Origin of the sequence: Paenibacillus tyrphae (assembly GCF_024158745.1) — a bacterium.
GTDB classification, from domain to species: Bacteria; Bacillota; Bacilli; order Paenibacillales; family NBRC-103111; genus Paenibacillus_G; species Paenibacillus_G tyrfis_A.
This window is the reverse complement of the sequence record NZ_JAMZAW010000013.1, coordinates 18443-44237: the sequence shown is the minus strand read 5'-3', so window position 1 is coordinate 44237 and position 25795 is coordinate 18443. Positions and strand designations below refer to the sequence as shown.

At 50.5% G+C, this 25795-nt stretch carries 21 protein-coding genes; 11 read left to right on the top strand and 10 right to left on the bottom strand.

Annotation, left to right across the window (positions count from 1 at the left end; translation table 11 throughout):
- Positions 1-111 precede the first annotated feature (111 nt).
- The 4 genes from NI000_RS19960 (at position 112) to NI000_RS19945 (ending at position 4205) form a co-directional block, all read left to right on the top strand.
- Positions 112-1542, top strand: coding sequence for a tryptophanase (locus NI000_RS19960; protein WP_253413204.1), 1431 nt, complete (start codon positions 112-114; stop codon positions 1540-1542).
- Positions 1543-1670: 128 nt separating this feature from the next.
- Positions 1671-3056, top strand: a complete 1386-nt coding sequence (locus NI000_RS19955; protein WP_253413203.1) for an amino acid permease — start codon at positions 1671-1673, stop codon at positions 3054-3056.
- A gap of 102 nt (positions 3057-3158) precedes the next feature.
- A complete protein-coding gene (locus NI000_RS19950) occupies positions 3159-3584 on the top strand; it encodes a GNAT family N-acetyltransferase (protein ID WP_253413202.1) in 426 nt (141 codons plus the stop codon).
- A gap of 24 nt (positions 3585-3608) precedes the next feature.
- Complete coding sequence (locus NI000_RS19945) at positions 3609-4205, top strand: AAA family ATPase (protein WP_253413201.1); 597 nt, start codon at positions 3609-3611, stop codon at positions 4203-4205.
- A 56-nt stretch (positions 4206-4261) separates the two neighbouring features.
- On the opposite strand, the gene NI000_RS19940 is transcribed toward NI000_RS19945, so the two are convergent.
- The 4 genes from NI000_RS19940 to NI000_RS19925 form a co-directional block, all read right to left on the bottom strand.
- A complete protein-coding gene (locus NI000_RS19940) occupies positions 4262-4687 on the bottom strand; it encodes a DUF3995 domain-containing protein (RefSeq protein ID WP_253413200.1) in 426 nt (141 codons plus the stop codon).
- Positions 4684-5289: a TetR/AcrR family transcriptional regulator gene (locus NI000_RS19935; RefSeq protein ID WP_253413199.1), complete on the bottom strand. Its 606-nt coding sequence runs from the start codon at positions 5287-5289 to the stop codon at positions 4684-4686. The genes NI000_RS19940 and NI000_RS19935 overlap by 4 nt, the downstream gene beginning before the upstream one ends.
- A gap of 647 nt (positions 5290-5936) precedes the next feature.
- Entirely contained in the window at positions 5937-6680 is a 744-nt protein-coding gene (locus NI000_RS19930) for an NRDE family protein (protein WP_309247918.1), read from the bottom strand.
- A gap of 115 nt (positions 6681-6795) precedes the next feature.
- Positions 6796-7824 (bottom strand): pyridoxamine 5'-phosphate oxidase family protein, encoded by a 1029-nt coding sequence (locus NI000_RS19925; RefSeq protein ID WP_253413198.1) that lies wholly within the window; start codon positions 7822-7824, stop codon positions 6796-6798.
- A gap of 557 nt (positions 7825-8381) precedes the next feature.
- On the opposite strand from NI000_RS19925, the gene NI000_RS19920 reads away from it, so the two are divergent.
- Entirely contained in the window at positions 8382-8930 is a 549-nt protein-coding gene (locus NI000_RS19920; protein WP_253413197.1) for a MarR family transcriptional regulator, read from the top strand.
- Positions 8931-9000: 70 nt separating this feature from the next.
- Here the strand turns inward: NI000_RS19920 and NI000_RS19915 are convergent, their stop codons facing one another.
- On the bottom strand, positions 9001-9870 hold the full coding sequence (locus tag NI000_RS19915) for a sigma-70 family RNA polymerase sigma factor (protein WP_253413196.1): 870 nt from the start codon (positions 9868-9870) through the stop codon (positions 9001-9003).
- Between the two features lie 360 nt (positions 9871-10230).
- Here NI000_RS19915 and NI000_RS19910 point away from each other — a divergent pair, with 360 nt between their 5' ends.
- Complete coding sequence (locus tag NI000_RS19910) at positions 10231-10872, top strand: NAD(P)H-dependent oxidoreductase (protein WP_253413195.1); 642 nt, start codon at positions 10231-10233, stop codon at positions 10870-10872.
- A 67-nt stretch (positions 10873-10939) separates the two neighbouring features.
- Here NI000_RS19910 and NI000_RS19905 read toward each other — a convergent pair whose 3' ends face one another.
- Positions 10940-11596 (bottom strand): hypothetical protein, encoded by a 657-nt coding sequence (locus NI000_RS19905; protein WP_253413194.1) that lies wholly within the window; start codon positions 11594-11596, stop codon positions 10940-10942.
- Between the two features lie 354 nt (positions 11597-11950).
- Between NI000_RS19905 and NI000_RS19900 the strand changes: the two genes are divergently transcribed.
- The 5 genes from NI000_RS19900 (at position 11951) to NI000_RS19880 (ending at position 20093) form a co-directional block, all read left to right on the top strand.
- Positions 11951-12508, top strand: a complete 558-nt coding sequence (locus NI000_RS19900; protein WP_253413193.1) for a TetR/AcrR family transcriptional regulator — start codon at positions 11951-11953, stop codon at positions 12506-12508.
- A 220-nt stretch (positions 12509-12728) separates the two neighbouring features.
- A complete protein-coding gene (locus NI000_RS19895) occupies positions 12729-14006 on the top strand; it encodes an efflux RND transporter periplasmic adaptor subunit (RefSeq protein WP_253413192.1) in 1278 nt (425 codons plus the stop codon).
- A gap of 43 nt (positions 14007-14049) precedes the next feature.
- Entirely contained in the window at positions 14050-17157 is a 3108-nt protein-coding gene (locus tag NI000_RS19890; protein WP_253413191.1) for an efflux RND transporter permease subunit, read from the top strand.
- Positions 17154-18893 carry a hypothetical protein gene (locus NI000_RS19885; protein ID WP_253413190.1) on the top strand — a complete coding sequence of 580 codons (1740 nt, stop codon included), beginning with the start codon at positions 17154-17156 and terminating at the stop codon, positions 18891-18893. The genes NI000_RS19890 and NI000_RS19885 overlap by 4 nt, the downstream gene beginning before the upstream one ends.
- 186 nt (positions 18894-19079) lie before the next feature.
- On the top strand, positions 19080-20093 hold the full coding sequence (locus tag NI000_RS19880) for a fibronectin type III domain-containing protein (protein WP_253413189.1): 1014 nt from the start codon (positions 19080-19082) through the stop codon (positions 20091-20093).
- 88 nt (positions 20094-20181) lie between these two features.
- Here NI000_RS19880 and NI000_RS19875 read toward each other — a convergent pair whose 3' ends face one another.
- The 4 genes from NI000_RS19875 to NI000_RS19860 form a co-directional block, all read right to left on the bottom strand.
- Positions 20182-20637: a hypothetical protein gene (locus tag NI000_RS19875; RefSeq protein WP_253413188.1), complete on the bottom strand. Its 456-nt coding sequence runs from the start codon at positions 20635-20637 to the stop codon at positions 20182-20184.
- 92 nt (positions 20638-20729) lie between these two features.
- The gene (locus tag NI000_RS19870) at positions 20730-22508 is read right to left on the bottom strand and encodes an ABC transporter substrate-binding protein (protein WP_375540989.1); all 1779 of its coding nucleotides are present in this window, start codon (positions 22506-22508) and stop codon (positions 20730-20732) included.
- 195 nt (positions 22509-22703) lie between these two features.
- On the bottom strand, positions 22704-24212 hold the full coding sequence (locus tag NI000_RS19865; protein WP_253413186.1) for an ABC transporter permease: 1509 nt from the start codon (positions 24210-24212) through the stop codon (positions 22704-22706).
- A 12-nt stretch (positions 24213-24224) separates the two neighbouring features.
- The gene (locus NI000_RS19860; RefSeq protein WP_375540985.1) at positions 24225-25667 is read right to left on the bottom strand and encodes an ABC transporter permease subunit; all 1443 of its coding nucleotides are present in this window, start codon (positions 25665-25667) and stop codon (positions 24225-24227) included.
- Positions 25668-25795 lie beyond the last annotated feature (128 nt).

The following is a 25795-nucleotide window of genomic DNA, read 5'->3' as shown; positions in this document are numbered from 1 at the left end:
GACGGACCGCCAACACGGCAGCATCCGGCGGAATTGCGGTTTTTATCGTCCCCTTTTAGGCTAAAATTGCCTTTTTGTCACCTGAAGCCCGCCGCAAAGTTGGCATGAATCTTGCTGAATAAATTAGATGTAAGTAAAAATTATTTTCAGCAGGAGGAATTGGATATGAGAATGGCAGAGCCGTTTCGCATTAAAATGGTTGAGCCCATTAAAATGATTCCGCGAGAGGAACGGGAAAGGGCGTTGATTGAGGCGGGCTACAACCCTTTCTTGCTTAAAGCGGAAGACGTATATATCGACCTTTTGACCGACAGCGGAACAGGCGCAATGAGCGATAACCAGTGGGCGGGTTTGATGCTGGGGGATGAATCCTACGCCGGAAGCAAAAACTACTACAACCTGGTCCAGTCCGTCAAGGACATTATCGGCTATAACTACACCATTCCTACCCATCAGGGAAGAGGCGCGGAGCAGGTACTGTTTCCGCTTCTGATCCAAAAAGGGCAATACATTCTGGGAAATATGCACTTTGATACCACAAAGGCGCATATTGAGTTGTCCGGGGGTCGTGCGGTAAACTTTGTTACTGAAAGGGCTTTCCAAACGACCGTTCCCTTTGATTTCAAAGGCAACTTTGATTGCGAGAAAATGGAGAGCTTCATCAAGGAAAAAGGCGTCGAGAGCATCGGTTTTATTCTCATCACCATTACCTGCAATAGCTCCGGCGGACAGCCGGTATCCATGGAAAATATGAGGGAAGTCAGCGCCATCGGCAAAAAATATGGCATCCGCGTATTTATCGATGCCGCGAGATTTGCGGAGAATGCCTACTTTATCAAACAGCGCGAAAAGGGCTATGAGAACAAAAGCATTGCTGAAATCATCAAGGAACAGTTCTCCTATGGAGAAGGCTTTACGATGAGCGCCAAAAAGGATGCTCTGGTAAACATCGGCGGCATTCTCGCTTTAAAGGACGATGAAGAACTCTATACAAAAGCAAGATCGATGGCCGTGCCGATGGAAGGCTTCCCGACTTACGGAGGGCTTGCCGGAAGAGACATGGAGGCTTTGGCAAGAGGACTGCGCGAAGGCACGGATGAAGATTATCTCGCTTACAGAATCGGACAGGTGGAATACCTCGGCAAAAGGCTGACGGAGGGCGGTGTGCCCATCCAGACACCGACCGGCGGACATGCGGTATTCGTGGATGCGAAGAAAATGCTTCCGCACATTTCGGCAGGCCAGTTCCCGGCACAGTCGCTGGCCAACGAGCTTTACCTGGAAGCCGGCGTTCGCGCGGTGGAAATCGGTTCCTTCCTGCTCGGAAGAGATCCTGAAACAGGCGTTCAGTGCGAATCTCCGATGGAGCTGTTGCGGCTTACCATTCCAAGAAGGACCTACACAAACAACCATATGGATGTTGTTGCCGATGCCTTGATTGCTATCAAGGAAAGGGCCCATACCCTCCAAGGCTATGAATTTACCTATGAGCCGCAAATTTTACGGCACTTTACCGCAAGATTAGTGCCCACCTGGAAATAATAAGAGGGACAAAATACCCGGGTGAGGCACAGCCTGCCTCATCCGGGATGATAATGCCGGCTATGGAACACTCAAAATTGAAAGCCCTCACAACGAAAACATTCATTTCTCGTGGGAGGTATTTCCGAATGGTCACGAACACAAATGAACAGCAAGAGCTTCGTCGCGGCTTGAATAATCGTCATATTCAGATGATCGCTTTGGGTGGAGCTATCGGTACGGGGTTGTTTTATGGTTCGGCAACCACCATTAAGCTTGTAGGGCCCGCCATTACGTTATCGTACCTGATCGGCGGCCTTGTCATATTTTTCATCATGAGGGCACTCGGCGAAATGTCCGCGGATCATCCTGTTTCCGGCTCGTTCAGCCAATACGCCTATCAGAACTGGGGAGAATTCCCTGGCTTTCTCTCGGGATGGAATTACTGGTTCAACTATATCGTTGTCAGTATGGCCGAACTGTCGGTTGTGGGAATCTACGTGAATTTCTGGTTCCCGGGGGTGCCAACCTGGGTATCGTCCTTGATTTTTCTTGTTGTCATCACGGCGATCAATTTGATTAACGTAAAGCTCTACGGCGAATTTGAATTCTGGTTTGCCATTATCAAGGTGGCTGCAATCATATCCATGATTGTATTGGGCATACTGATCATTTTCTTTGGCATCGGCAATCATGGTCAAGCTACAGGCTTCAGCAATCTCTGGGTTCATGGGGGCTTCTTTCCGAATGGCATTACCGGACTTTTACTCTCTCTGGTTATTGTCATGTTCTCCTTCGGAGGGGTTGAGCTGATCGGGATCACCGCGGGAGAAGCGGCAAATCCGTCCAAAACGATCCCCAAGGCTATCAATCAGGTGGTTTGGAGGATTTTGATCTTCTACATTGGAGCGTTGGCCGTCATGCTGACGCTGTTTCCATGGAATCAACTGGAGCAAACGGGAAGTCCTTTCGTGGAAATATTCTCGAAGATGGGCATACCGGCAGCGGCGGGCATTCTGAATGTGGTGGTATTAACGGCCGCGCTTTCCGCCTATAACAGCAGTCTTTACAGCAACGGGCGGATGCTGCACGGACTTGCGCTGCAAGGGAATGCACCCAAGATTTTCGCCAAGGTCGGCAAATCGGGCACTCCCACAGCGGGCATTCTCGTGTCTTCCGCGCTGACGCTCGTTACCGTAGCGATGAACTACCTGGTTCCCGGAAAGGTGTTCGTATACCTTATTTCGATTGCCACCTTTGCCGGCATCCTGAACTGGACCATGATTTTGATTACCCAGCTCAAGTTCAGAAAAGCCAGAAGCCGCGAAGAAATTGCAAAGCTTAAGTTCAAGCTGCCGCTGCATCCGGTCTCATCCTACATCTGCCTCGCTTTCATGGCCATGATCATCGTATTGATGGCTTTCATGCCGGACATGAGAGTATCTCTGATCATTGGTCCCGTTTGGATGCTGCTGCTTTACAGCGCCTACGCGATTCGCAAAGGGGCAGCGAAGGAAGAAATTAAGGAAGCGTGAGAATCGTTCCGTAGACTTACAACCGCATGTTATCATTTAAAAAAATTAACTTTTACGGAGGAAGCCCCTGAAGAAATGGGAAATATAGAAGGAGCTGAGCGGATGACGACGGAAGTAAGAATGGCTACAGCCGATGATGCGGCAGACCTTGCAAGATTGAACCAAGCTTTTAACGGCGGGGAGCTGTTGCCTGCGTCGGAAATCATCGAGAGTATGAATCGAAGCAGTGAATTGATTGTTGTGGCAACCATGGACGGAAAAGTCGTGGGCTTTGCTTGCGCTCAAAGCTACAAGTCGTTTTGCTATCGGGAAGGGCAAGGAGAAGTCACCGAAATGTATATCGAGCAGGCAGCCCGGAGAAAGGGACTTGCCGCTTCCATAATTGCCTTGCTGGAAGACAAGCTGGCAGAGCGCGGGGTGAAGAATATCAAAATTTTAACGGGCAGCGATAACGACCCGGCTATCAGAACCTATGAACGCTGCGGTTATGTTAAAGATGATGAGATCTTTCTTCAAAAAAAACTATAGTTCACTTGATGGGAGAACTAAAAAATGACGGACCATGCATTGTTCAGGAATGATTTTATTGTAATCACCGGCGGGCCTGGTGCAGGTAAAACCACCCTGCTGAATGAACTACAGAGAAGCGGATATCCGTATGTTTCGGAAGTCGCCAGAGAAATCATTCAAGCGGAGGTATCTTCCGACGGGGATGCCTTGCCTTGGAAAAATGCAATCAAGTATCGCGACCTCATGCTGGATAGATCGATCGAAAGCTACCATACAGCATTGTCCAATCGAATGGGGTACTTGTTGTTTTTTGACAGAGGCATCCCTGATACGTTGACATACTCTAGTTTAATCCATGCACCTTTTTCAGAGAGGCTTGAATCGGCAGTTCGGAAGTACAGATACAACAAGCAAGTGTTTATTTTGCCGCCTTGGAAAGAAATCTACCAAACGGACAGCGAAAGAGTACAGGATTTTGAAGAGGCGCTGGCCACGTATCACATTCTGTTTGAAACGTACAAGCAGTTGGATTATGAATTAATAGTCGTACCCAAATTATCGGTTGACCAGAGAGCGGCGTTTGTTCTCGGCCATGTTGGGCAAATTCCAATAGACCGAGCACCTTCTGCGCAATCGTGATTCCGGTGCCAGCCTGAATCCCGAACGCCCAAAAACCCTCCTCAATCCCCTGGAATTTACCCTCCTATTCGGGTCGCCAATATAAAAGCAAAACAAAGCCACAAACATAGAGGCGTAAACAAATAACTATCCAAGGTGGCGAAGCGCGTTCCTCGTAACCGTTTTGTTAAGCCCACGTATCGGAAGTCGCCGATGGCTCGCAGTCCGAATACGATCGCGCATACCCAGCAGCCCCAAGTAACGACAAAAAAGCCGGAAAATGCTTTAATGATTCCTGCTTCCATCAATAGCAGCACGGATGCCGCAATCAACAGAAAAGCGACGGCAAGTGTTCCGGCCTTACCCGGGACGAAAGCGGGCTGCTGTGCTTTGGTTTCCGGTATCACGCCGCTCGAACCCCAGGTACCGCCGAAGGCCCAATAAACGTGGAGACCGCTAATGCCGATAAGCAGCAGGGCAGAGATGACGATGATGGCTATCATTGTTCTACAACTCCTCCCGAACAGATGCCTTCCCACACGATATCGAAATGTCGCTGGAATAGCGTCTCGATTTGTATCACATCGGTACCTGCCGAAAGCCAGATCATTAGCGAGTTGAAATAAACGCCGGTCAACACCGCCGCGATATCTTCGCTGGCCGCTTGCGTCGTGAGCTGCCCTTTGCCTTTTGCATCTTCAATGAGTGCGGCGAGTGCTTGCCTGAACCTTTCAATGATTCTCATCTCGGCATTGATGAACATGTCGGCGCGCATCATTTCCGATACGACCAGTCTGACCATGTCCGGTTGTTCGGCGTATTGATGAAACAAATTGCTGAAGAGGTGCAGCAGTTGTTGCCTCAGATCCGGCATGTTTTTGTTGTTTTGGATGGTTTCATGGACGGATTCGAGCTGGGATACGGCAAGATGGAGCAGCACGGCTTCTTTCTTCGGAAAGTAATTATAGAACGTTCCTTTTGCAATCCCGCAGGCTTGCGTAATTTCCTCGACCGTTACGTTGTCGAAGCCCTTCTCTTTAAACAGCTTTATGGACTGTGTGAAAATGCGTTCTTTCAGTTCTTGCTTTCGGGATGCTCTAAGCATGGGGGAGGGTCACCGCCTTTTGAAAAAAAATGACTGCAGTCATAAAATGACTTTGGTCATGATTTTACTCCTATTTTTGGTATTGTTCAAGTATTAAAAAAGATACGAAGTATTTGAAGTTTGTGGTAAGGTAGAAGTGCGTGGCACGTTTGTAACGATTGTACATTAAATTTAGGTGACTATGGGTTGGAAAAAGGTGGACAAAGGCTTATAATTTAACTACGCTGTTTGTCGTCGACCCCCAATCATGCAAAAAAGCCGAGGGATCGACGACAAGGATAGCTGCGTGGCAAAAGGGATTAAGGTGTTTGCTGGACTCGATACGTAATTCTTGAATATGTAGAAATGACTTATTGGCGGGATTTTAATGGGTTTTGAACATACCTATGAGGAATTGAAACTCAGCATGAGTCTCCTCTTGCGATATACGACGAGTGTTTTGAACATACCTATGAGGAATTGAAACTCCGCCGTTTTAATCGGCCAGCATTTCCTTGAACGATTGAGGGAAAGCGACGATGCAATCTTTTCTCCCCCGTCACCTGGGCTCAAGCGGAAGTCATTCCGCTCAATAATGCGCCGTGGCACGGCCGAACAGTGCAAGCAAAGGAAGCCTCTCGAGATCGTCTCGAGAGGCTTTGTGGCGATTAGAACGTAATCGAATGTCTGCGGTCTTGGATGCGTTCGCCGGAACGTGTTCGTTCGATATAGTGAAGCTTATTGTCAGTCATCAACAAAATCGTAGAGCTTCTCGTTCCATAATGATCGCTTCGAATGTAGATCGAAGAGAGGAGACGCTCCCACTGCAGCGGCACGCCGGTGGCAGGCAGCGCATCGTCCGGTGCCGACTCCGCGTCCTCAAGCAGTTCAAACAATGCACCGACACGGTCCTCACGAAAGTCCTTGAGCTGCGCTTCCAACTCTTTCTTCCCTTTCGTTACCTTCGGCCAATCGGTATCCAGCAGATGGTTGCTTACGCCGTAAACACCGGGCTGGAGCTTTTGAATCTCATGACCTATGTTCGAATAATAATACAGCTCGTTGGGATCGCCAACCAACAAGTTATAGCCCGGATATTCTGTCCGTTCGCGGGCGGCGCTTTCCGCGTAAGCCTGGGGCGATTCGTTCCCGACTAAATAGCTGGAGACCAACTGTCCGCGGGATCGCTTACCCTCGGTTTGCTCCGCAGGATCGCGATAATTCGTCAAAGCGGCGAATCGTCCGCTGTTCGTCACGCCCATCCACGTCCCGTTCCGGAGCAAATCCCGTCCGGCCAGCACATGAGGGTGATCCGTCCAATGATGAATCGGCGCCGTCGGACGTGCGTAAAACTCATCGCGGTTTGCGGCCAGGACGAGTTGATAAACGGGATGCATCCGGTAAGCGAACAAGATTAAACACAAGCCAATCACGGCCTTTCCGCATCGTTGTCGTATGCATTATAACATCATGGAAGCGCAAGAGAAAATAATCCCAAATGAAAGGCCATAACCGCTTTCCGCCGGATTAGTAGAGGTTGTCCTTGTATTCCTTCTTCAGATCCTTCTCCAGCTGATCCTGAAACCCGGGCTTCGACAGGGCTTCGCTCGCGAGTTTCGCTTCTAAACTCTTGTTCTTGTTCATCTTCATATGCTCGAGGAATATCTTTGTGGGCTGGATACCGTGAGTAGGCTCTGGCACCGGCCAGAGCTTGGCACGCAAGAGAGCGGGACTCCGGCTCAACTCGATATTGTTGCTTTCGATGGCGATAGCCAGCGCCGGTGTCTTGCCCTGAACGACGAAGCTTGCACGTATTGCCTCGTCAGTCGTAATCCGGGCGGTTCCCGAGACGCGGGCAATATAGGCCGATCCTGGGATTAAAAACAATGCCGAGACATGCGGCTGCGCGATGATGTTATGGAAGCTGTCAGTGCGGTGATTTCCAGGCCGATCGGCGAACCAAACGCAGCCTTTCTCAACACGCGCCATTTTGTCGGATGGATCGCCCTTCGGACTCAGGTCGGCGCGGCTGTTTGCATCGATTGTCGCCAGTGCCATAAAGTGGCTGGCGCTAACGAAATTAACGGCGTCCTGCGGCGAGCTTTCGTCGGGTGTGGCCGTCCAGAAAGCGGAGCGGATCAGCGCCTTTGCGCAATGACCAAAGCACTCCTCAACGCGAATGCGAATCTCACCGTCGATGACATCTACGACCCGACCATTGACGCGCATCGTCTCCCCGGTGTCGGGAAGCAGGAACAGTGAACCGAAACCCGTGCCGGGTCTAGCTAGCGTAGGGTCGTCGAGCATCGCGGCCGGCACCCGAAGCTCGTGCGTATCGGCGGTTGCAAAGCCGGAATCGCCACCGCCTAAGGTGATTCCGATCTTTTCGCCATCGCCGAACCCGACGAATAAAAATGGCGATGCGGCAATCCAACGTATTGCGCCTTCGTCAAGATGGTCGATTGCCTTTAACGTCATCAGAAGCGGAATCTCGCCTACGACCGCCTCAAGTGCTTCGACCGTGTCAATCGCGGTTTTTGGATTGAATAATTCCATTACCACCACTCCTTGATCATCATGTATTCAAACGATGCTTATCCATACAATTGACGACATGAATGCTGTTATGTATATAGGATTGTTTACAAGTAAATAATAAATGAATAAGGTGCGTTATGTCAATTTTTTCATTTAATGTAATAATCAACCTCGTTGGAGACGGGGAAGCAGAGATGAGAGCACTTGCAGTAAAAAGTAGTTTCTCAGGACCGGGCGGGAGTGCGGCCGTCCGCGCATGGGACACGATGAACAGACTGACATACCGCTATTGATTGTTACTGTCGACTGTGTTATTTTTGTTTATGAGTTAACAATTTTAGGGTGGTCTTGATAGACCGATGACGGAGCGCAAGAATCATTTCGCGAGGGGGAGAAACGTTTCATTCTACGAATGGATGTTTGACCGTGAATATTGCCGAAGGCTCGGTGTGCTGGACAAGAAAGAAGAGTTGTGGCCGTTCTCGACTGTTTACTGCAATAGATGATGACCGGTTGTGAAATATTATTTGAGTAAACCTATCAAAATGGAAAACTTCGAAGGAAAGGGATGCGTAATGGATTCTTCCGGGGGACTTAAGCAATTGATTTACGGTCAGTTTCTCCATTTTTCTCATTTGATCGAGCAAACGGTCGAAACCGAGTTGGACGAGTTCGCCGATCAGGCGCGGTTGCTGGGACTTGCCGCGTTTCCGAACAATTTGACCAGCATTCACGTCATCGAGTGCATCGGCAAACACGAGCCGATTAACAACACGTCCATTGCCGAAAAGATGAATTTGTCGAAAGCGAGTATTACGAAAATCAGCACCAAGCTGCATGCGGAAGGATACATCAAGCGAAGCCGACTGAACGACAACAAAAAAGAAGTGTACTTCAGTCTTACGTCCAAGGGCAGACACGTTTTCGAAGCTCACGAAGCGATGCACGCAAAGATCGATCGCCGATTTTTAAGCATTTTGGACTCCTTTTCGGAAACGGAGCTGCAGGCGGTGCTGAAGTTTTCCCAGAAGATGATCGATCATCTAAACCAAGGGCTGAAGGGAGACCAGGCCCAAAATCCAACTCAAACGATTGACCTTGGCAATGGATTTTCTATAGATTAAGAAATAAAGCAGCTTCTTATGAAAAATAAGAGCTGCTTTTTTGTGTCATAAAGCCCTGCTATTCGAGACCTCAATCGCCCAACACGGCCAGATCAAGCTGGCTTACGCGTTCGGGATCGGAGATCAGGTCGACTTCGGTTATTTTTCCATGATTTACTGTAAATTTGAGTACATAGAGCAATCGGCCTCGTGGAGCCGCTATAATTCCTACTTGTCCGTTCACGAGGGCTAGTTGTGCTGCTTTCTGTGCACGTCCCGAAACTTGTTTCGCTAGTGCGACCGCTCCTCGCGTTACTCTTGAAGATCCGGTTTGACGATCGTCGTGAAGGATAACGTCCGGATCAAGCGCAGCTACAAGAGTATCGAAATCGCCTGAGTGAGCCGCCGCGAGAAAAGCTTGAACAACGTCGCGCTGGCGATCCAAGTCGGCGTCCGGCATGGCTTTCTCCCCGCGAATCCGGCGGCGTGCCCGGCTCGCAAGTTGTCTTGTCGCGCTCTCCGATTTTCCTACAATAGGAGCAATCTCAGTGAAGGGCATGGAGAAGACATCGTGCAGCACGAACGTGATGCGTTCCGCAGGATTCAAATTACCGAGTACGACCAGCAGGGCAATACCAACAGAATCAGCCAATATGGCTTCTTGTTCGGGGTCGATGATATTTTCTTGGCTCGTGAAAGTATCGGGCAAGTGAGTTTCTATCGATTCTTCGCGTCTAGATTTTCGCGATCTTAACATATCCAGACAAATACGTGAAACAACGGTGGTCAACCATCCTCCCATGTTCTCGATGCCTCTTCCATCCGCGCGACTAAGACGCAACCAAGCCTCCTGTACGGCGTCCTCCGCTTCACTCAACGATCCCAGCAATCGATAAGCCACGGCTTGAAGGTGATTCCGGTGTGCTTCGAACGTATTTGCCAACCCAACTTGTTCGTTCATCGTTCAATCTCCTCGCCCAAAATAAAAGCCTCTATAAGTACTGACGAATGAAACCGGAACAATGCGACAAGACGCCGATCATTTGTTGATTTTTTCTTTTCTCGAAAAAAGGTTGTCACACTTCCCAAGGGTCGATCCGTCAGCATAGTAACGAGCCAAAAAACGGTTCTAACCAAAATTAGAGGAGTGCTGCACATGAAATGAAGAATGGACAGTCCTGTTATGATCGTACCCGATGCATCCCAAGCTTTACAAGCGGATAAGATCTTTACTGAAGCGGCCCGACACTTCGATGTGACTGCAGTTTCTTCGGGCAAATAATCGCAACTAAAAAAATAAATGAAAGTGGGTACTTCCCTTATGGCAACCGTGTTATATATTACGGCAAATCCGCATGATGATGAAAAATCTTACAGCATGCTAGTAGGTAAAGAGTTCGTACATGCGTATCGATCCGCAAATCCGCATGATGAAGTGATCCATCTTGATCTGTACAACATGGATATACCGCAGCTTGATCAAGATGTTTTTAGCGGTTGGGGAAAGCTGAAGGAGGGGGTTGCCTTTGAAAAATTGACCGAACCGGAGAAAATGAAAGTAGGCCGTATCGGTGAGTTGGTTGACCAATTTGTTGCCGCAGACAAATACGTATTTGTTACTCCGATTTGGAACTTATCGTATCCACCGGTTATGAAGTCATACATCGACTCCATTTGCATAGCAGGCAAGACCTTCAAATATTTACCGGATATCGGCCGGGTTGGCTTGCTGAGTGATAAAAAAGCCGTGCATATTCAAGCAAGCGGAAGCTTCTTGTCACCAGGCTCGGATAATGCAGACTTGGAAATGGGTCACCGACACCTGAAGGTCATTATGGAATTTGTTGGAGTTCCTAGCTTTGAGGGGATATTTGTTGAAGGGATGGCTGCGAATCCCGAGCAAGAACCTGCGATAAAAGAAAAGGCCATTCAACAAGCGCGCGAGGTTGCCCTAAGATTCTAACGTTTGGTATAAACCATGAAAATGGGTCATACCTTCGAGGCATGGCCCATTTTCATAATCATTGAAATTATTTCCCCGCCTTCAACGTCGTTGCCAGAGGGTTACTTCTAACAACTTCATAGTCCCCTTTGCCGGAAGGGAACGGGAAGGTAGGTGTTATGTTCGTAGGAAACGTGGTGTAGGGTCCGCCTTTGGAGGTTTGGACTTGCACGTTATTAAATGCAGCGTTTTTATATCTGTTCTTGTCTTGGTTATCTTGGGTCGTATGAACCATTTTTACCTTCGTCGTGGCTTTCAAAGAACCGGCGTTTTGTACAGGCAGGGTGTAAGCTTCAACTCCATTAATGTAGAGGGAAGCGGTGTCGTTCAAATTATTGACGAGCTTAATATGGATCTGCTCTCCGGCTGTTGGCTGGTTGGCAAGAGGCATCGACTTGTTGGATGCAGGATTTTTCTTCCCGCAATTCAAGAATTTTTTCCATTTTTCACTCTGAGTATAAGAGATTCCTCCTTCGCACACATCGCCAAGGCCAAAATAAAAAGCGATATAGCTTGCGTCGTTGGATACAAAAACATCGCTCGGAACCGTGAAATAGCCTTGAATTCCGTAGTAATTCGTGTCGGTGAGTAATTTGACACCGCCTTCACCCGTTGCCGCCGATGCGGTGGTCGTAAAAAACAACGCTATGATTGCAGAAAGAACAGATAGATATACTTTTTTCATAGATATCGTCCCTCGCTTTTATTTTTATTTTTCAAACCCCGTCACAATAATTCGGCTAACTTGTATTCACGAGAGCCACCTCCAAATTTTTACATCTGGCAACAAGTTCAATCTATCATGTACGATGAATTACTAACAATACTTTTAGTGGAAGTAGTCATATAACTACCAATAAAAGTAATATATCTACCATTTAAAGCTTCAAGTAGAGGGCATCATGTACAACCGGCACCGGCAGACCAACCCCATTTGACCTCCGCGACCTAACGCGCTAAACTAGGCTTTGTACCCGGAGTACCGTAAACGTATCCAAGAGATACGGCTCTGACTATTTTGGCATGAGGTGAACATGGGATGAAAGAACGGATTGCCAAAGCTGCTATCGCGCTGTTTCATGAAAAAGGGATCAAGTTTACGATGAGCGACTTGGCCAGTTATTTAGGGGTAAGCAAAAGCACGCTGTACGAGCATTTTCCGTCCAAGGACGAGCTTGTAGGTTACGTGGTTCATCAAACAAACGAAGAAACTGAAAGACGTTTTTGGGAAATTACCCAAGACTCGAGTTTGACCATATCCGAAAAGCTGAAAGGCATTCTCTTGATTGTTCCTGAGGATTTTCAACACAGCTACGTACGCTTGTTTGCCGAACTGCAGCGCTACCATCCCGAACAGTGGAGCAAACTGGATCAAGCCATCGACGAAGAGTGGGAGATCATCACTAAGCTGGTGGAAGACGGCATCAGCAGCGGAGTCTTTCGACCGACGCACGTTCCGACGTTGATCCAAATTCTCCAGGCATCGTTCGAAGCGATTTTCGAGCAGCCGTATTTGGCTACCAATCAGGTTACGCTGCAGGAATCTCTTTCGACGATGGTGGACATCATCCTGCATGGAATTTCAAAAGAGAATTAAGGCAAAAATATAGCGTTTCCATTCATGAAAGCTGAGCGGCAGAACGGCAACCTTGCGGGTTGTCGGGAGGCGATTCGGCTTTTTTTGTTTTATGCGCAGGTCGGCCGCCCGTAATTTTAAGCTTTACAGGATGGAAAATGTCGGTATAATAAAGAGCGTGAGTACCCAAAAAAATATTATAGTACTCATAGTACAGAGATGGGGAAGCGAGAGTGACAATATGCGATTCATCGAGAAATTTTTTCGGCCCAAAAATCCGGGCAATACCTTTACTAAAAAGCTGGGCGTCGTCTTCCTGATGGTTACCGTGATGCTTGCGGGCTGCTCGCAGGGCTCTTCGCCTTCGGACGCAGTAATACAAGCGGCTGAGCCGGCGGCCTTAAAAACCGTCAAAACCATGAAAGTGGCCAAACAACGCTGGGAAGGAACCAAGGAAATGGTCGCGGAGGTCATTCCTTCGCAGCAGTTGGATGTCGTGCTGAAGACGGACGGTGACGTTTTGAACGTTGTGAAGAAGCGGGGGGCGCAGGTCAATAAAGATGATGTGATTGTGGAGCTGGACAAGAAAGATATTTTAAGGCAAAAACAAAAATTGCTTTATGAACAAAGCAGCTTGCAAGAACAGCTGTCCAAAGCCAAAAAAGATTTCGAAGACGGCAGGACGGAGCTTGTCTACAATATCGAGACGGCGAAGCAAGAATTAACCGACACCGAGAAAGAATACAACACGATCCGCAACAATTACGATCGCGGACTCGCCGACAAGAAGCAAATGGAGCAGATGGAGACCGTGGTGAACAAAATGCGGCGGGGCTTGGAGATCATGCAGAAAAAACTCGAAACGCTGGAAAATAGCAATTCCTTCGCTGCGCTTCAGTTACAGATCCAGGCCAATGAAATTAACTTGCAAGACGTCGAACGCAGCATCACCTACTACGACGTGAAAGCTCCAGCCAACGGCGTCCTTGTCGAGATGCCTATTCTGGAAGGCATGGTCTTGGCCCGCGGAACGAAAATCGGCATCGTTCAGCAGCAGAGCCCGATCAAGATTCGGGCCGAATTGACCGACACGAGCCTGACCCACGTGCAGGGAAAAACAGAGCTGCCCTTCTACATCCCGGATACGCCCGATAAATTTACGGGAAAAATCAGCTACTTGGCCAACGTGGCGAATACCCAGACGAAAACCTACACGCTGGAGCTGGAAGTTCCGAATGAGGACGGACGCCTGAAATCCGGCATGCGCGTACAGCTGGTTCTCGCCGAAGACGGGCAGCAGGAAACGATTGCCGTTCCTGTCAGCAGCATCGTTCGAGAAGAAGGGGAAGCGTATGTTTTTGTCGCGAACGGAGATCAGGTGGAGAAACGTAAAGTAAAGGCAGGCCGCACCAAAAAGGATCAGCAGGAAATTTTGAACGGACTGCATGTGGACGAGGCGCTGGTCATTACCGGACAGCATCAGTTAAAGCATAACGATAAAGTCAAAGTGGTCGAATAGCCATACGTTACATAGCCGGGCTGTTGAAGGGGGATGACATGGCTTGATTGCCAAAGCGCTGAAATACAAGAAAATTACGCTGTTGTTTTTCATCATGCTTGTGTTCGTGGGCTTTTTTAGCCTTGCGACCTTGAAAAAGCGGGAAAATCCCGAAATCACGACCTCCGTCGCGCTGGTCAAAACGATCTATCCCGGGGCATCCCCGGAAAAAGTGGAGCAGCTTGTGACGAAGCCGCTAGAAGAAGCGATCAAAGAAATGCAGCATATCGAAAAGATCGAATCGACCTCCGAGGTCAATGTCTCGCTCATTACCGTAGAGCTAGTACCTGACGTCGATTACAAGAAAGCGTGGGACACCTTACGGCAAAAGGTGCAAGCCGCGAGAAGCAAATTGTCGGCGGAAGCCTACCAATCGGAAGTGGATGACGATCTGGTCAAGACGGCAGCTCAAATCGTACATCTGGTCATCGATCGTCCGGAAGACATGGAGAAGCTGCGTCCGGTCGCGGATATCTGGAAAGAACAGCTTCGCACGATCTCCGGCGTCAGCGACGTGCAGATTGTCGGCTTGCCCGAGAAGGAAATGAAAGTGGTCCTCGATAAGAAGAAGCTTGAGGGCTTTGGACTTCCATGGGGTGTTGTGCTGCAGTCGCTGACCAATACGCACGACCGGATTCCTATTGGAGATGTCAAAAAGGACAACCAGCGCATTTACGTTCAGTTGACGGGAGAGTGGAAATCGGCAAGCGATCTTGCGGATACGGTCATCTTCCGGTCCCCCGAGCAAGGGCCTTCGGTGAAGCTTAAAGATGTGGCCGAAGTGAAAATGGGTACGAAGAAGGTCAATGAACAAGTATTCTACAACGGCAAGCCTTCGGTAGATATCGTGATCAATGCCGAGAAGGGAGTCGACGTTCCGTCTCTGCAGCAGAGGATCGATGAGGAAACGGCCGGCCTCAAAGCGCAGCTTCCGTCCGACGTCGCCATGGTATCCTTGTTCACGCAAAAGGAAAGCGTCGATAAGCTGTTTAAGCAATTGAGCAAAGAACTGATCATCGGGATGGTCGTAGTCGTTCTGGTTTGTTCCCTGGGGCTGAGATTGAACACAGCCGTCGTAGTCTCTTTGGCGATCCCGATTTCGATTGCCATCGGGTTTCTGCCCGTGATGATGACCTCGATTGACTTGAACCAAATCACCATCGCAGCGCTTGTGATCGTGCTCGGGATTCTGGTTGACGACGCCATCGTGGTCAATGACAACATCGAACGCAGGCTGCAGTTAGGCGACCGGCCCTACGATGCGGCGCTGAAAGGCAGCCGGGAAGTGGGCATTTCCATTCTCACCGCTACCTTGGCCACGGCGGCGGCATTTTTTCCACTGTTCTTCCTGGAAGGCAACATCGGTGATTTCATACGGCCGATTCCGGTGGTGATCAGCCTTACGCTGGCGGCATCCATGCTCATGTCTCTGACCATTGTCCCGATTTACCGCCAGTGGTCCACCGAACGCCAGCTGCGCCGGAAGAAGTCTGCGGATTACGGAAAGCCGCCCGGGCTTATGGGAGGAGCTCTTGAGCGCTTAAGCGTTTTTTATGAAAAGCAAATTCGCCGCTTGCTGAAGAAGCCGGTGCTTACGGGGATGACGGCCTTGATCATCGGCACATCCAGCTACGGGCTGCTGCCGTTTCTTGGGGTAGAATACTTTCCGAGCGCCGAGCGGACGGAGTTTTTGGTCGATGTGGAAATGCCCGTAGACAGCTATTACGAGCAAACGGTCGATACGATGAAAAACTTGTCGGCCTGGGCCGAGCAGCAGGAAGGGGTTCGCGCCGTCTCTGCCTATACGGGGCGTACGGCACCCCGGTTCTATTATTCGGAAAACGTATCGTACGGCACAAGACTCGGACAATTGTTCGTCAGTCTGGACGAATCCAAAGCCCATACGAAGGAGCTCGTTCCCCAATGGCGCAAACAGCTCAGCCATATGTTCCCCAATGCCGGGATCATGATCAGAGAATTGGAGCAAGGGGTTCCGGTCGGAGCTCCGATCGCCGTCCGAATCAGCGGATCGGATTTGTTGGAGCTGACTTCCTTATCTCAACAAGTTCAGGATAAGCTGAGAAGCATTCCGGGCGCTGTCAATGTGAAGGATGATGTAGGCGCGCCGATGCCAACGGCCGATCTGCAGTTGGATAAAGACAAGGCGCAGTTTTACGGCGTGACCGAAAAAGATTTGTCCGCTTCGATGCGTCTAGCTACCGAAGGCGTGAAAGCGACGGATATCCAGATCGGCAATAAGCTGATCGATGTTACCTTGTACAGCGAAGACGAGAACGTCTCCCATTATGAAGCGCTTGAGAATGTTTTTGTGCCTTCGCAAACCGGGATGCTGTACCCTGTGAAGGAGTTTGTGAACTTTGAACGCAATCAGATGGTCAATGCCATTCAGCACCGCAATTTGACCAAAACAATCACGGTCAAATCCTATGCCGACGGGCGTCTGGCTTCGGACATTCAGAATGATCTGACCAAAGCGATCAAGGATATTCACTTGCCGGACGGCTATAAGATCGAATACGGGGGCGAAGATCAAGAGCGCAATGCGGCTTTTATCTCGATTGGCAAACTATCCATTATCGTTATGCTTCTGATCTATACCGTCATTGCCATGCAGTTCTATTCGCTGTCCACGCCGGTTTTGATTTTGTCGACGGTCTATTTAGCCCTCGGCGGCGCTTTGATCGGTTTGTTCGTAACCGGCGCACCGATCGGATTTATGGCGCTGATGGGACTGATCAGCTTATCCGGCATCGTCGTTCGTAACGGCATCGTGCTGATTGAATTTATCGAAGACGCCCGCAAGGAAGGCGCAACCTTGTACGATGCCATCGCCGAGTCAGGCCGGGCAAGGCTGCGGCCGATTCTGCTCACGTCCGCTGCGGCGATCGGGGGAATGCTGCCTATGGCCCTTATGGGAGGCAGCATGTGGCGGTCGATGGCCGTATGTATCATATCCGGTCTTATCTTCTCTACGCTGCTGACGTTAATCGTTGTTCCGACGATGTACTTAAAGCTTGCCGAGTGGCGGGATCGTCGTCAGAAGCGGCGCGCCGAACTCGTATCGACATATGAATTGGGAGGAAGCCAATGACTAGGAACTGGAAAAAACTCTTGGTGGCATTCACCGTCTCGGCCGCACTCGTCTATCAGCCCGGCTTTGTCTCGGCTCTTGAAGTACAGCAGGTACCGGCCCAGGTAGAGTCTTATGCTATCGCCAAATCGCTGCGGGTCGAGGTGAAAAGCGTATTAAACGAGAAAACGTCAAGCGGCGTTCAATTGGGCGCGGTCATCCGGCTCTATAACGATAGCGATACGATTGTCCGCGTTCCGGATCATGAGCTGCGGTTGAAAAGCGCCGGCGGCCTTGAATACATTCTGCAATCCAGCCGTTCGAATCCGCGCAGCATCGAGCCCAAATCCAAAGAAGAGCTCAGCTATATGAAAGTGGTTGAGCGCAAAACTGCCGTTCAACCGACAGAGCTGCTGCTGGTCGATGTGGATCTGAACGTATATCCCAAGAAAGAAAAGGTGCTTGCTTCGATTCCCGTCGCTTCGATGCTCTGGAACGGAAGCTACTCCGAGATGAATCCGGCGGCGGTCAAGGACTGGGGGGAACCGTTCCGGATTCCTACGCTCGATTCCCAATTGCTGTATACTCCCATAGGCTATACCAAGAGTCATACACCGCAAGGAATCGAAATGTTGGTTAAGCTGCTGGTTGAGAATCCTTCGGAGCAGCGGGAAACGATCCCTGCCTTGTCGTTGGATGCCAAAACCGCGCAGCAGATTTACCACGGCAACCGGGTGGAGAAGGAAGCAATTGCTCTGGAGCCTGGCAAGAAGCGATTCATTTATTATGCGATTCCGACGGATATGGATTTTAACGGGGAGATCAACAGCCTCAACGTGTTAGCCTCCGAGCAATTCGTTGCACCGGGCGAGCAGGGGGCAGCCGGAGCCGTTCATTTTTCCGTAGGCAAATTAGCGATCCGGTTCCCGAATCGGGGAGCGGGAGAAGTGGAATCGACACCGAACGAATACCGGATGAATACGCCGATTGCTTTTGACAAGTGGAACAACTACATCGATCCGAATCTGGAGGTGTCCGTCACGGATCTGTATGTGGGCGAGAACAGTGGGGACGGGTATAAAACGGCCATTGCCAAGTTTAAATTAACGAATAAAGGGGAGCGCCCCATTCCGATTCCGGCTTTCGGAGCGGAACTGTCCGGCAAAGAAGGCAGCAGATACTCCGGCAGCAGACAAAATTATACGCTCAAAGAGCTGATGCCGGGAACCGGTTCCGCCGTCAGTTATGTTTTCGTGTTCCCGACGTCTGAAACGGCGGAAATTTTTAACTTGAGGCTGCTGGACGACAAATCTGCCGCCCCTTACCAAACGTCGATTGCGTCCGTGGTCGTCAAGTCATCGAACCAATCGGATTCGTCCAAGCTGTCTTTTTACCCGTATACGGTTCATCTCAAAGACTGGACGTTGTTCCCGTACGTAACGCAGACGCCTACGAACGCGATGGCGTATACGTACAAGCTTGTCCTCAATCTGGACGTAACGAAGGACGCGCAAATGATCGCGGACCCCAGCTTCTCCAAAATGAAAGTCGAGCTTGAAGACGGACTGGGGAGAACGATCGGGTATCAGTACTATTCGTTCGTCGGGCCGAACCGCTTGGTTTCCGGCCGGCAAAAGCTGACGGTCGACGGGCTCCCGGGAGCGGATCAGATGGAGACCAATCTGACGATGAAAATATACGAGGTGATCGAGACCCCTTCGGGTGAAGTGAAACGGTTGGTTACGGCTTTGAAGTGATACTCATAAGGTTCATTTGACGTTGGTCCCCCAATTGCTGTATCGGTTGGGGGACTGGTGTTTTTCATAGAAAGTGAATTTACTATGAACATTACATAATTAGAAAAATAAGTAAATTAATGTTTGGTGATGAAATGAAATAAATGGTATTGTCTGATTGAAATAGAAAAAAAGGGAGAGATTTCTTTGAAAAAGCTGGCGGGTTTATTCTTGTTTTTCATTTTGACCATGTTTGCGGCTTCTTCGGCTTTTGCAGCGACGCTCGGTTCACCTCTCACCAAACCCGAAGAGGGGTGGCAGCGATTCGACGATACGGCTCCGCAGATTGTTTATTCCAATTACACCAACCCGAGAGCCAGTCAAGCCGGAAACTACAACGGTACCGCATCCTACTCCGTTGATCCCAAAGCGGAGATTGAATTCAGATTTACCGGTTCGAAAATAAGAATTATCACTCAAATGTATGCTGGACGGGACCCTTTGGATAAAATTACGATCGACGGCGTTTCTTATACTTATACGGAAAGCTCCAACAATCTCATTTACCAAGCCTTGGTCTTCGAGAAGACCGGTTTGTCCAGCGGAGTGCACACGGTTAAAATATCGAGAGTTGCGCCGACAACAGGATATTTGACGCTGGATGCGGTAGATATCGACGCCTCCGGGCAATTGCTGGGCATGATTTTGGAGCCGAAGCAGTTGCAGGCAAAGCCGGAACATGCAAAAGTAACATTAACATGGGGCGCTGTACCGAATGCCAAAGGCTATAATGTGAAAAGAAGCACAACACCGGGCGGTCCTTATACGACCGTTGCCGGCAATGTATATGGCACATCCTACACGGACACAGCCGTAACCAACGGCACAACCTACTATTATGTTGTGACAGCTTTACATGCGGCAGGCGAAAGCGGCAACTCGAATGAAGCTTCCGTAACCCCGCAAGCCCAAGTAAGTCAGCGGGCCCTTCTGGTTGTTACCTTGGATACCGGCCTTGAAAAAGAGTTCGACCTGTCCATGTCGGAAGTACAAGCATTCATCAGTTGGTATGAAGGAAAAGCCGCGGGAACGGGTTCGGCATCCTATGCGATTGATAAACATGACAACAACAAGGGACCATTCAAAAGCAGGAAAGATTATGTCATCTTCGATAAGATTCTCACTTATGAAGTGAGTGAGTATACACCTGCTTCGAAATAGGATAATGGTCAAAATCCACGAAAACGAGGCTGCCGAGAAAACGATATCGGCGGCCTCGCTGCTTTAGCACATCGTCGTGCATATTTCGTTACAACCGGTTCAGCGGCTCGATGCGGTAGGCCGACTTCTCGTCGGCTGCTCCTGTATGCTCGCCGTGAATGACCCAGCCGAACGACAGCGTCGAAGCCAGACGGTCGCGCTCCTCCAAATTCAGCTTGGCGGAGACCGACTCTTGTCCGGGCTCCAAGCTGAGCTCGGCTTCCACGCCCAAGGCGAGCAGAATCCAGCTGGAGATGCCCCGCAGCGTGCTGAACTTGATCTGGTAGCCGTTGTAGACGGCCTCTTCGAAGACGGTCGGATCGCTCGCGGCCGACGCGGTCAGCAGCTTGTAGTCGAACTTGAATTTGCTCTCGTCCTGAGGCAGCTCGCCTGCATGGATACGGCGAAGCCGCTCCTCCTTGGACCAAGCGTGTGCATTTAACGATTCCAGCATGAGGGCGTCCCATTGCGACAGCTTGGCTTTACTTTTATCGGAAGAAGACATGGATGATCGCTCCTTAGTTATAGGCGTTCGAAAGTTTGTGAAGAAAGAGACCGCCCGGTTGAGGCAGTCTCTTTTCATTATCGTTGAAATCCTTATTTTTTGCCAGCTTTGTAGGCGTTCAAGAACTCTTTGGCTTTGCCGGCATCGGCTTTGAGCTCAAGGCCGGTTTGGACGATCGGGCTGACCGTCGATATGGCTTTGAATTTATTGTTTTTGTAGTAAGCAAGGAACTCGTCTTGATTGATGGAGTAGAGCACCGCTTTTCTCAAATCGGCGCTTTTCGCCACTTCACGGTTTTTCGTGTTGAACAGCAGGTACGAGACGGCGTTGCTCGGGAGTGTCTGCAATGAGAGCTTGCTGTCGCTTTTGACAATGTCGAACTTCGTCTCCGGCACGCTATAGAACAGGTGAATCTCGCCGCTGCGCAGCGCGGATAGCGAACTATCGGCTTCTTTGATAAAGCGGATCTTGATGTTGTTTACCTTCGGTTCGTGCTTCGTGCCCGCCATGTAAGCCGGGTTTTTGAGGAAGATCGCTTCGTAATCGTTCTTGTAAGACAGGATGTACGGACCGCTCGTGAACAGGGTGTTGTTGTATTTTGCGCCTTCGGTTACCGTGTTTTGATCGCCGTACGGGATGTCTTTGTTGACGTCGAATTTGGTTACATCATACGTGTTGATGCTCTCGACTTGCTTCTTGGACACGATGCCCGCCGATTGGTGAGCCAAGTAGTTCAGCACTTGCGGGAACGGATTGGTCGTCGTCAGCTTCACGACCTGATATTTGCCTTCTTTGCTGTTGGCTTGTTTCTTGTCCGAGACCAGCGCGGAGATTTTGGCGCCCAGGCCCTTTTCCAGACCGCTTTTCACTGTTTCGGAGCTGCCGGATTGCTTGATCGATTCCAGAATAGCCGGGTCGGTCACGAGCTCGGCGTTCTTGATGTGCTCATGCAGCGTGTACGTTCGATGGTTCGGCACCGAATTTTTGTCCTTCGCGCGCAGCAGGGAGAAAATGACATCGTCTGCGCCTACGCGCTCGCCCGTATCGACGGCCAGCTTATCCTTGATTTGAGCGAAATTGATGTCGTCCCGCAGGATGAAGTAATAGTCGGTATTGCCTTCAGCGATGGCGAAGTTATACGACAGGGAGCCTTCGGCGGTCAGCTTGTCGTCATCCGTCAGGTTGAGTAAACGCACGTACATGTTGGTATTGATGATGTTGATCGAACCGTCGTTTCCTTTGATCGGGTCGAGCGACGTCAAGGTCGGCAGCGTCGATTGCAGGATAATCGGGTCTTTCGCGCGTTTCCCCTCATCTTTGAAATCCAGCTCTTCCCATGGGAGGGATCGGGATTTCGACAGCCGTACGGAATCCTTTTTCAGAACCTCCTGATTAAAAGCCTGCGATTTGACGGAGATGTACAGCGGCGCGATATACGCCTTGTCGAACACCAGCTTTTGCTCAAGCTGTTTGTACGTATCTTTGTACTCTCCTTGCGTCTGTGTCGAAGCTTTCTCGATCAAATCGTCGATTTCCTTGTCGGCCACAATGCTGTAGTCGCCGCCCGTTTTGAACAGCGAGCGCACGGCGTAATCCGGATTGCCGGTTACCGTGGTCCAGCCCGACAGGGAGATGTCGTAATTGCCTGCGTCCTGCTGTGCCTTGAACGAGCCATAGTCCGGTTGAAGGTTCAGTTTTACGTTGAAACCGTTCTTGGTCAGTTGATCGCGGATGATGTTGACGTCCGCCTCTCCGGAGCTCATAGCGAGCAGTTCGATATCGACTCGGCTGCTGTCGCCCGCCGGCTGCTCTGACGATGGTTTGGATTGCGCCTGTTCGTCCTTGGTTGTTAAAGTACACCCGCTCAGCATAAGCGATACGCCAAGAATCGCCGGAATGAGCAATTTCCCCTTTTTCTTCAATGGAAGTCCCTCCTGGTGAAAATAAGTTTTGAAATTATGAACTCACACACATTCATTTATCGCCCCTGCAAGATTCAAACATCTGAACAGGAGATAGAGTATGGATGAGGATTCCGAATACGTTGCTTGCCATGACCGGCAGCCTTACTCCAGCTTCGGATCGAGCGCATCGCGGAGCCCATCTCCCAAGAAGTTAAAGGAGAGGACCAGCGCGATGATCGCCAGACCCGGGTAAATTGCTGTAAACGAATGCGACTCCAGATAAGCGCTGCCGACCTTGAGAATGTTGCCCCACTCCGGGATATGCGGCTCGACGCCGAGCCCGAGAAAGCTCAAGCTGCTGGTCGAGATGACGGCGCTGCCGATGGTCAGCGTCGATTTGACGATCATCGGAGAGATCGAGTTGGGAATGATATGCTTGAACAGAATCAATAGATCGCCGGAGCCGAAAGCCCGCGCCGCCTGCACGTATTCGAGCGTCGAGACGAGCATGACGTTCGCCCTCATCGTCCGGGCGTAAGCGGGAATCGCTCCGACGCTCAGCGCGAGAATGAGATTCATGGTGTTGGCGCCGAATGCCGCGATGATCGCAATTGCGAGCAGGATGCCCGGAATGGCGTACAGGATGTCGAGCGCCCGCATGATCACGTTATCTGTCTGCCGGCCGAAATAGCCGGAGATCGCGCCCAATATCCCCCCGACGACGACGGGGATCAGCGTGGACAAGAAGCCGACGAACAGCGAGATCCGCGCGCCGAATACGATTCGGGAGAACAGGTCGCGTCCGAAATTGTCGGTGCCGAGCGGGTAAGCCAAGCTCGGAGCTTGCAAAATCGCCCCGTAGTTGTTCTCAATCGCCATTCCGTAATCGAACGTCAGGTAGCTGCACACGGCGATGGTAAGCAGGAAGCAAATAAAAAACAGGCCGAGCATCGAGGTGGAGCTTCTGGACAGGCGCTCGACGGCATGGTGAAGCTTCGAGTCCGACAGCTGTTCCTTGTCGCGCAGCTTGGCGATCAGCAGGAGGCCGAGGAACAGGGCAAACAGATTGCCTGTTACGGCGGTCGCCAACAGCGCGATGGCGACAATCCACATCCACTTGGGCAAAATCTTGTCCTCTGCATAGCGCGCCACCAGCAGCAAGGCGACCAGTTGGAGCACGGCTGCCACGATGAGCAATGCCATGCCTTGCAGGAACGTATTGGCGACGTAAGGCTTGAATACGTTCAAGGCCGAGACGGCAAAGACGAACAAGGTCGTTAGCAGCGTATAAAAGGCCAACGTATAGGCGGCGCTTTTCTTGCGTTTGATGAGCTGGAAAGCCGCGGTCCCGACGAAAATATTGGCTGTCAGCAAGCTGAGCAGCAGCACGTAGCCTAATCGACGCGTGGCCCGCCGCAGCTCGCCGCTGCGAAGCAGGTCTCTTTTGATCAGGAACCTGACTGCTAACTGCAGCAGCCCAAAAACGAGATAGGCGGCGCATGCAGCCAAGACGGCGGGCCTCCAGACCGCGCCGGACCCGTCGTAGCTGTTCAGCAGCAGCAACAGGGCGATTCCGAGCGAAACGATGCCGGAGAAGCCGGCTTGACTGTATTCCGGGCATGAGGCCAGCCGGAAGTGGACTTCATGTTTGTTTGGTTGAATGGTTTTCACGGCTGCCACCTGCTAGTATTGTTTCATTTTTGAACGGATTCTTGGATCGAAAAAGGCGTACAAAATATCGATCACGACATTGACGATAGAGATTGCGATCGCGGTATAGACGACGCCGCCCATAATCGCGGGAATGTCCGGGATGAACTGCTTGTCCACGATATAGCTCCCGATGCCGTTAATGTTGAACACCTTCTCGGTCACGGCCGATCCGCCGAGCATTCCGCCGAACTGAAGTCCGATGACCGTAATGATCGGGATCAGCGCGTTGCCTACCGCGTGCCTCCACAGGACGCGCCTGCGGGACAGTCCCTTGGCTTTGGCGGTCGTAATGTAATCCTCGTGGATAACCTCAAGCGTGGAAGAGCGGGTCATCCGCGCAACCGCCGCCGTTAGGCCTGTGCCCAGAACGATAACCGGCATGATCATCGAAAGCCCGTTCTCCGGGTTATAGGTGGCGGGAAGCCATTGCAGCTTGATCGAAAAGTTCAGGATAAAGATCAAGCCTTGCCAGAAGTTCGGGATCGACAAGCCGAGCAGCGCGATGAACATAAACGTATAATCGAAAAACGAATTCGGCCGCGTCGCCGATATAATGCCGATCGGCAGGGCGATAAGCACCGCGACGATCGTGGATATCACCGTGAGTGTCAGCGTCACTGGGAATTTATTGGCGATGGCCGTCGTAACTTCCTCGTTACCCGCAAACGACTTGCCGAGATCGAAAGTCAGGATGCCTTTTAGCGTATCCCAGAGCTGAACCAGATAAGGCTGATCCAATCCATACAGCTTTTTGAATGCGGCAATCTGTTCGGCGGTCGCGGTTTCCCCGAGAATATTAGCGGCCGGTTCCATCGGTGATATGTACAGGATGGTGAAGACCAGGAGGGCGACGCCGAAAATGACCAGCACCGTCATAACCAGCCGTTCCACGATGTACTTCAGATAAGCGTTGCCGTAAATCCCGATCAGCGCATACATCAGGATGCCCGGCAGGAAGGTCGCAGCCAAAAACGCCGGGTTCAGGATCAACATCCGGAACGTCTCCGCAAACGTGACCTGTGTCTCGTGGTGCTGCTCCAGATGAGCCTCGACCTGCCGCTGCAGCGCTTCCTTGAACTTTTCGGCGGTGATGCGCTCCGCTTCATGCTCCAACTGCTTCTGATCGACCTGTTGGTTGAAAAAATGATGCTTCCGGGTCAACTGCTCCTTCGTTTCCGATAAAATCCGGTCCCGGTAGCCGGACTCCAGCAGCTTGCGTTCCAGACTTCGACGCAGTTCCTGATGTGCCTTCCGCTTGCGTCCATATAAGTAGACGATGCCGACGATTACGTTTACGGGCGCCCCTGCGAGCAGCAGCAGGAAACGATAAGCCGGGTGCAGCAACATTTTGGAGTAGATGTTCCCGATTCGGTCAACGAGATGGGAACCTGTCACGACCGTTTGCCCTGTCAAGCTTGTGCGCTCCCTTTCAAGTAAATTAGCATATTAATATTTGCATTATTCCGATTGTTATAGTAGATTTTAAGATAAGGGTCGAAAAATGTCAACAATTACTAACGACGACGATACCAAGTTTTTTT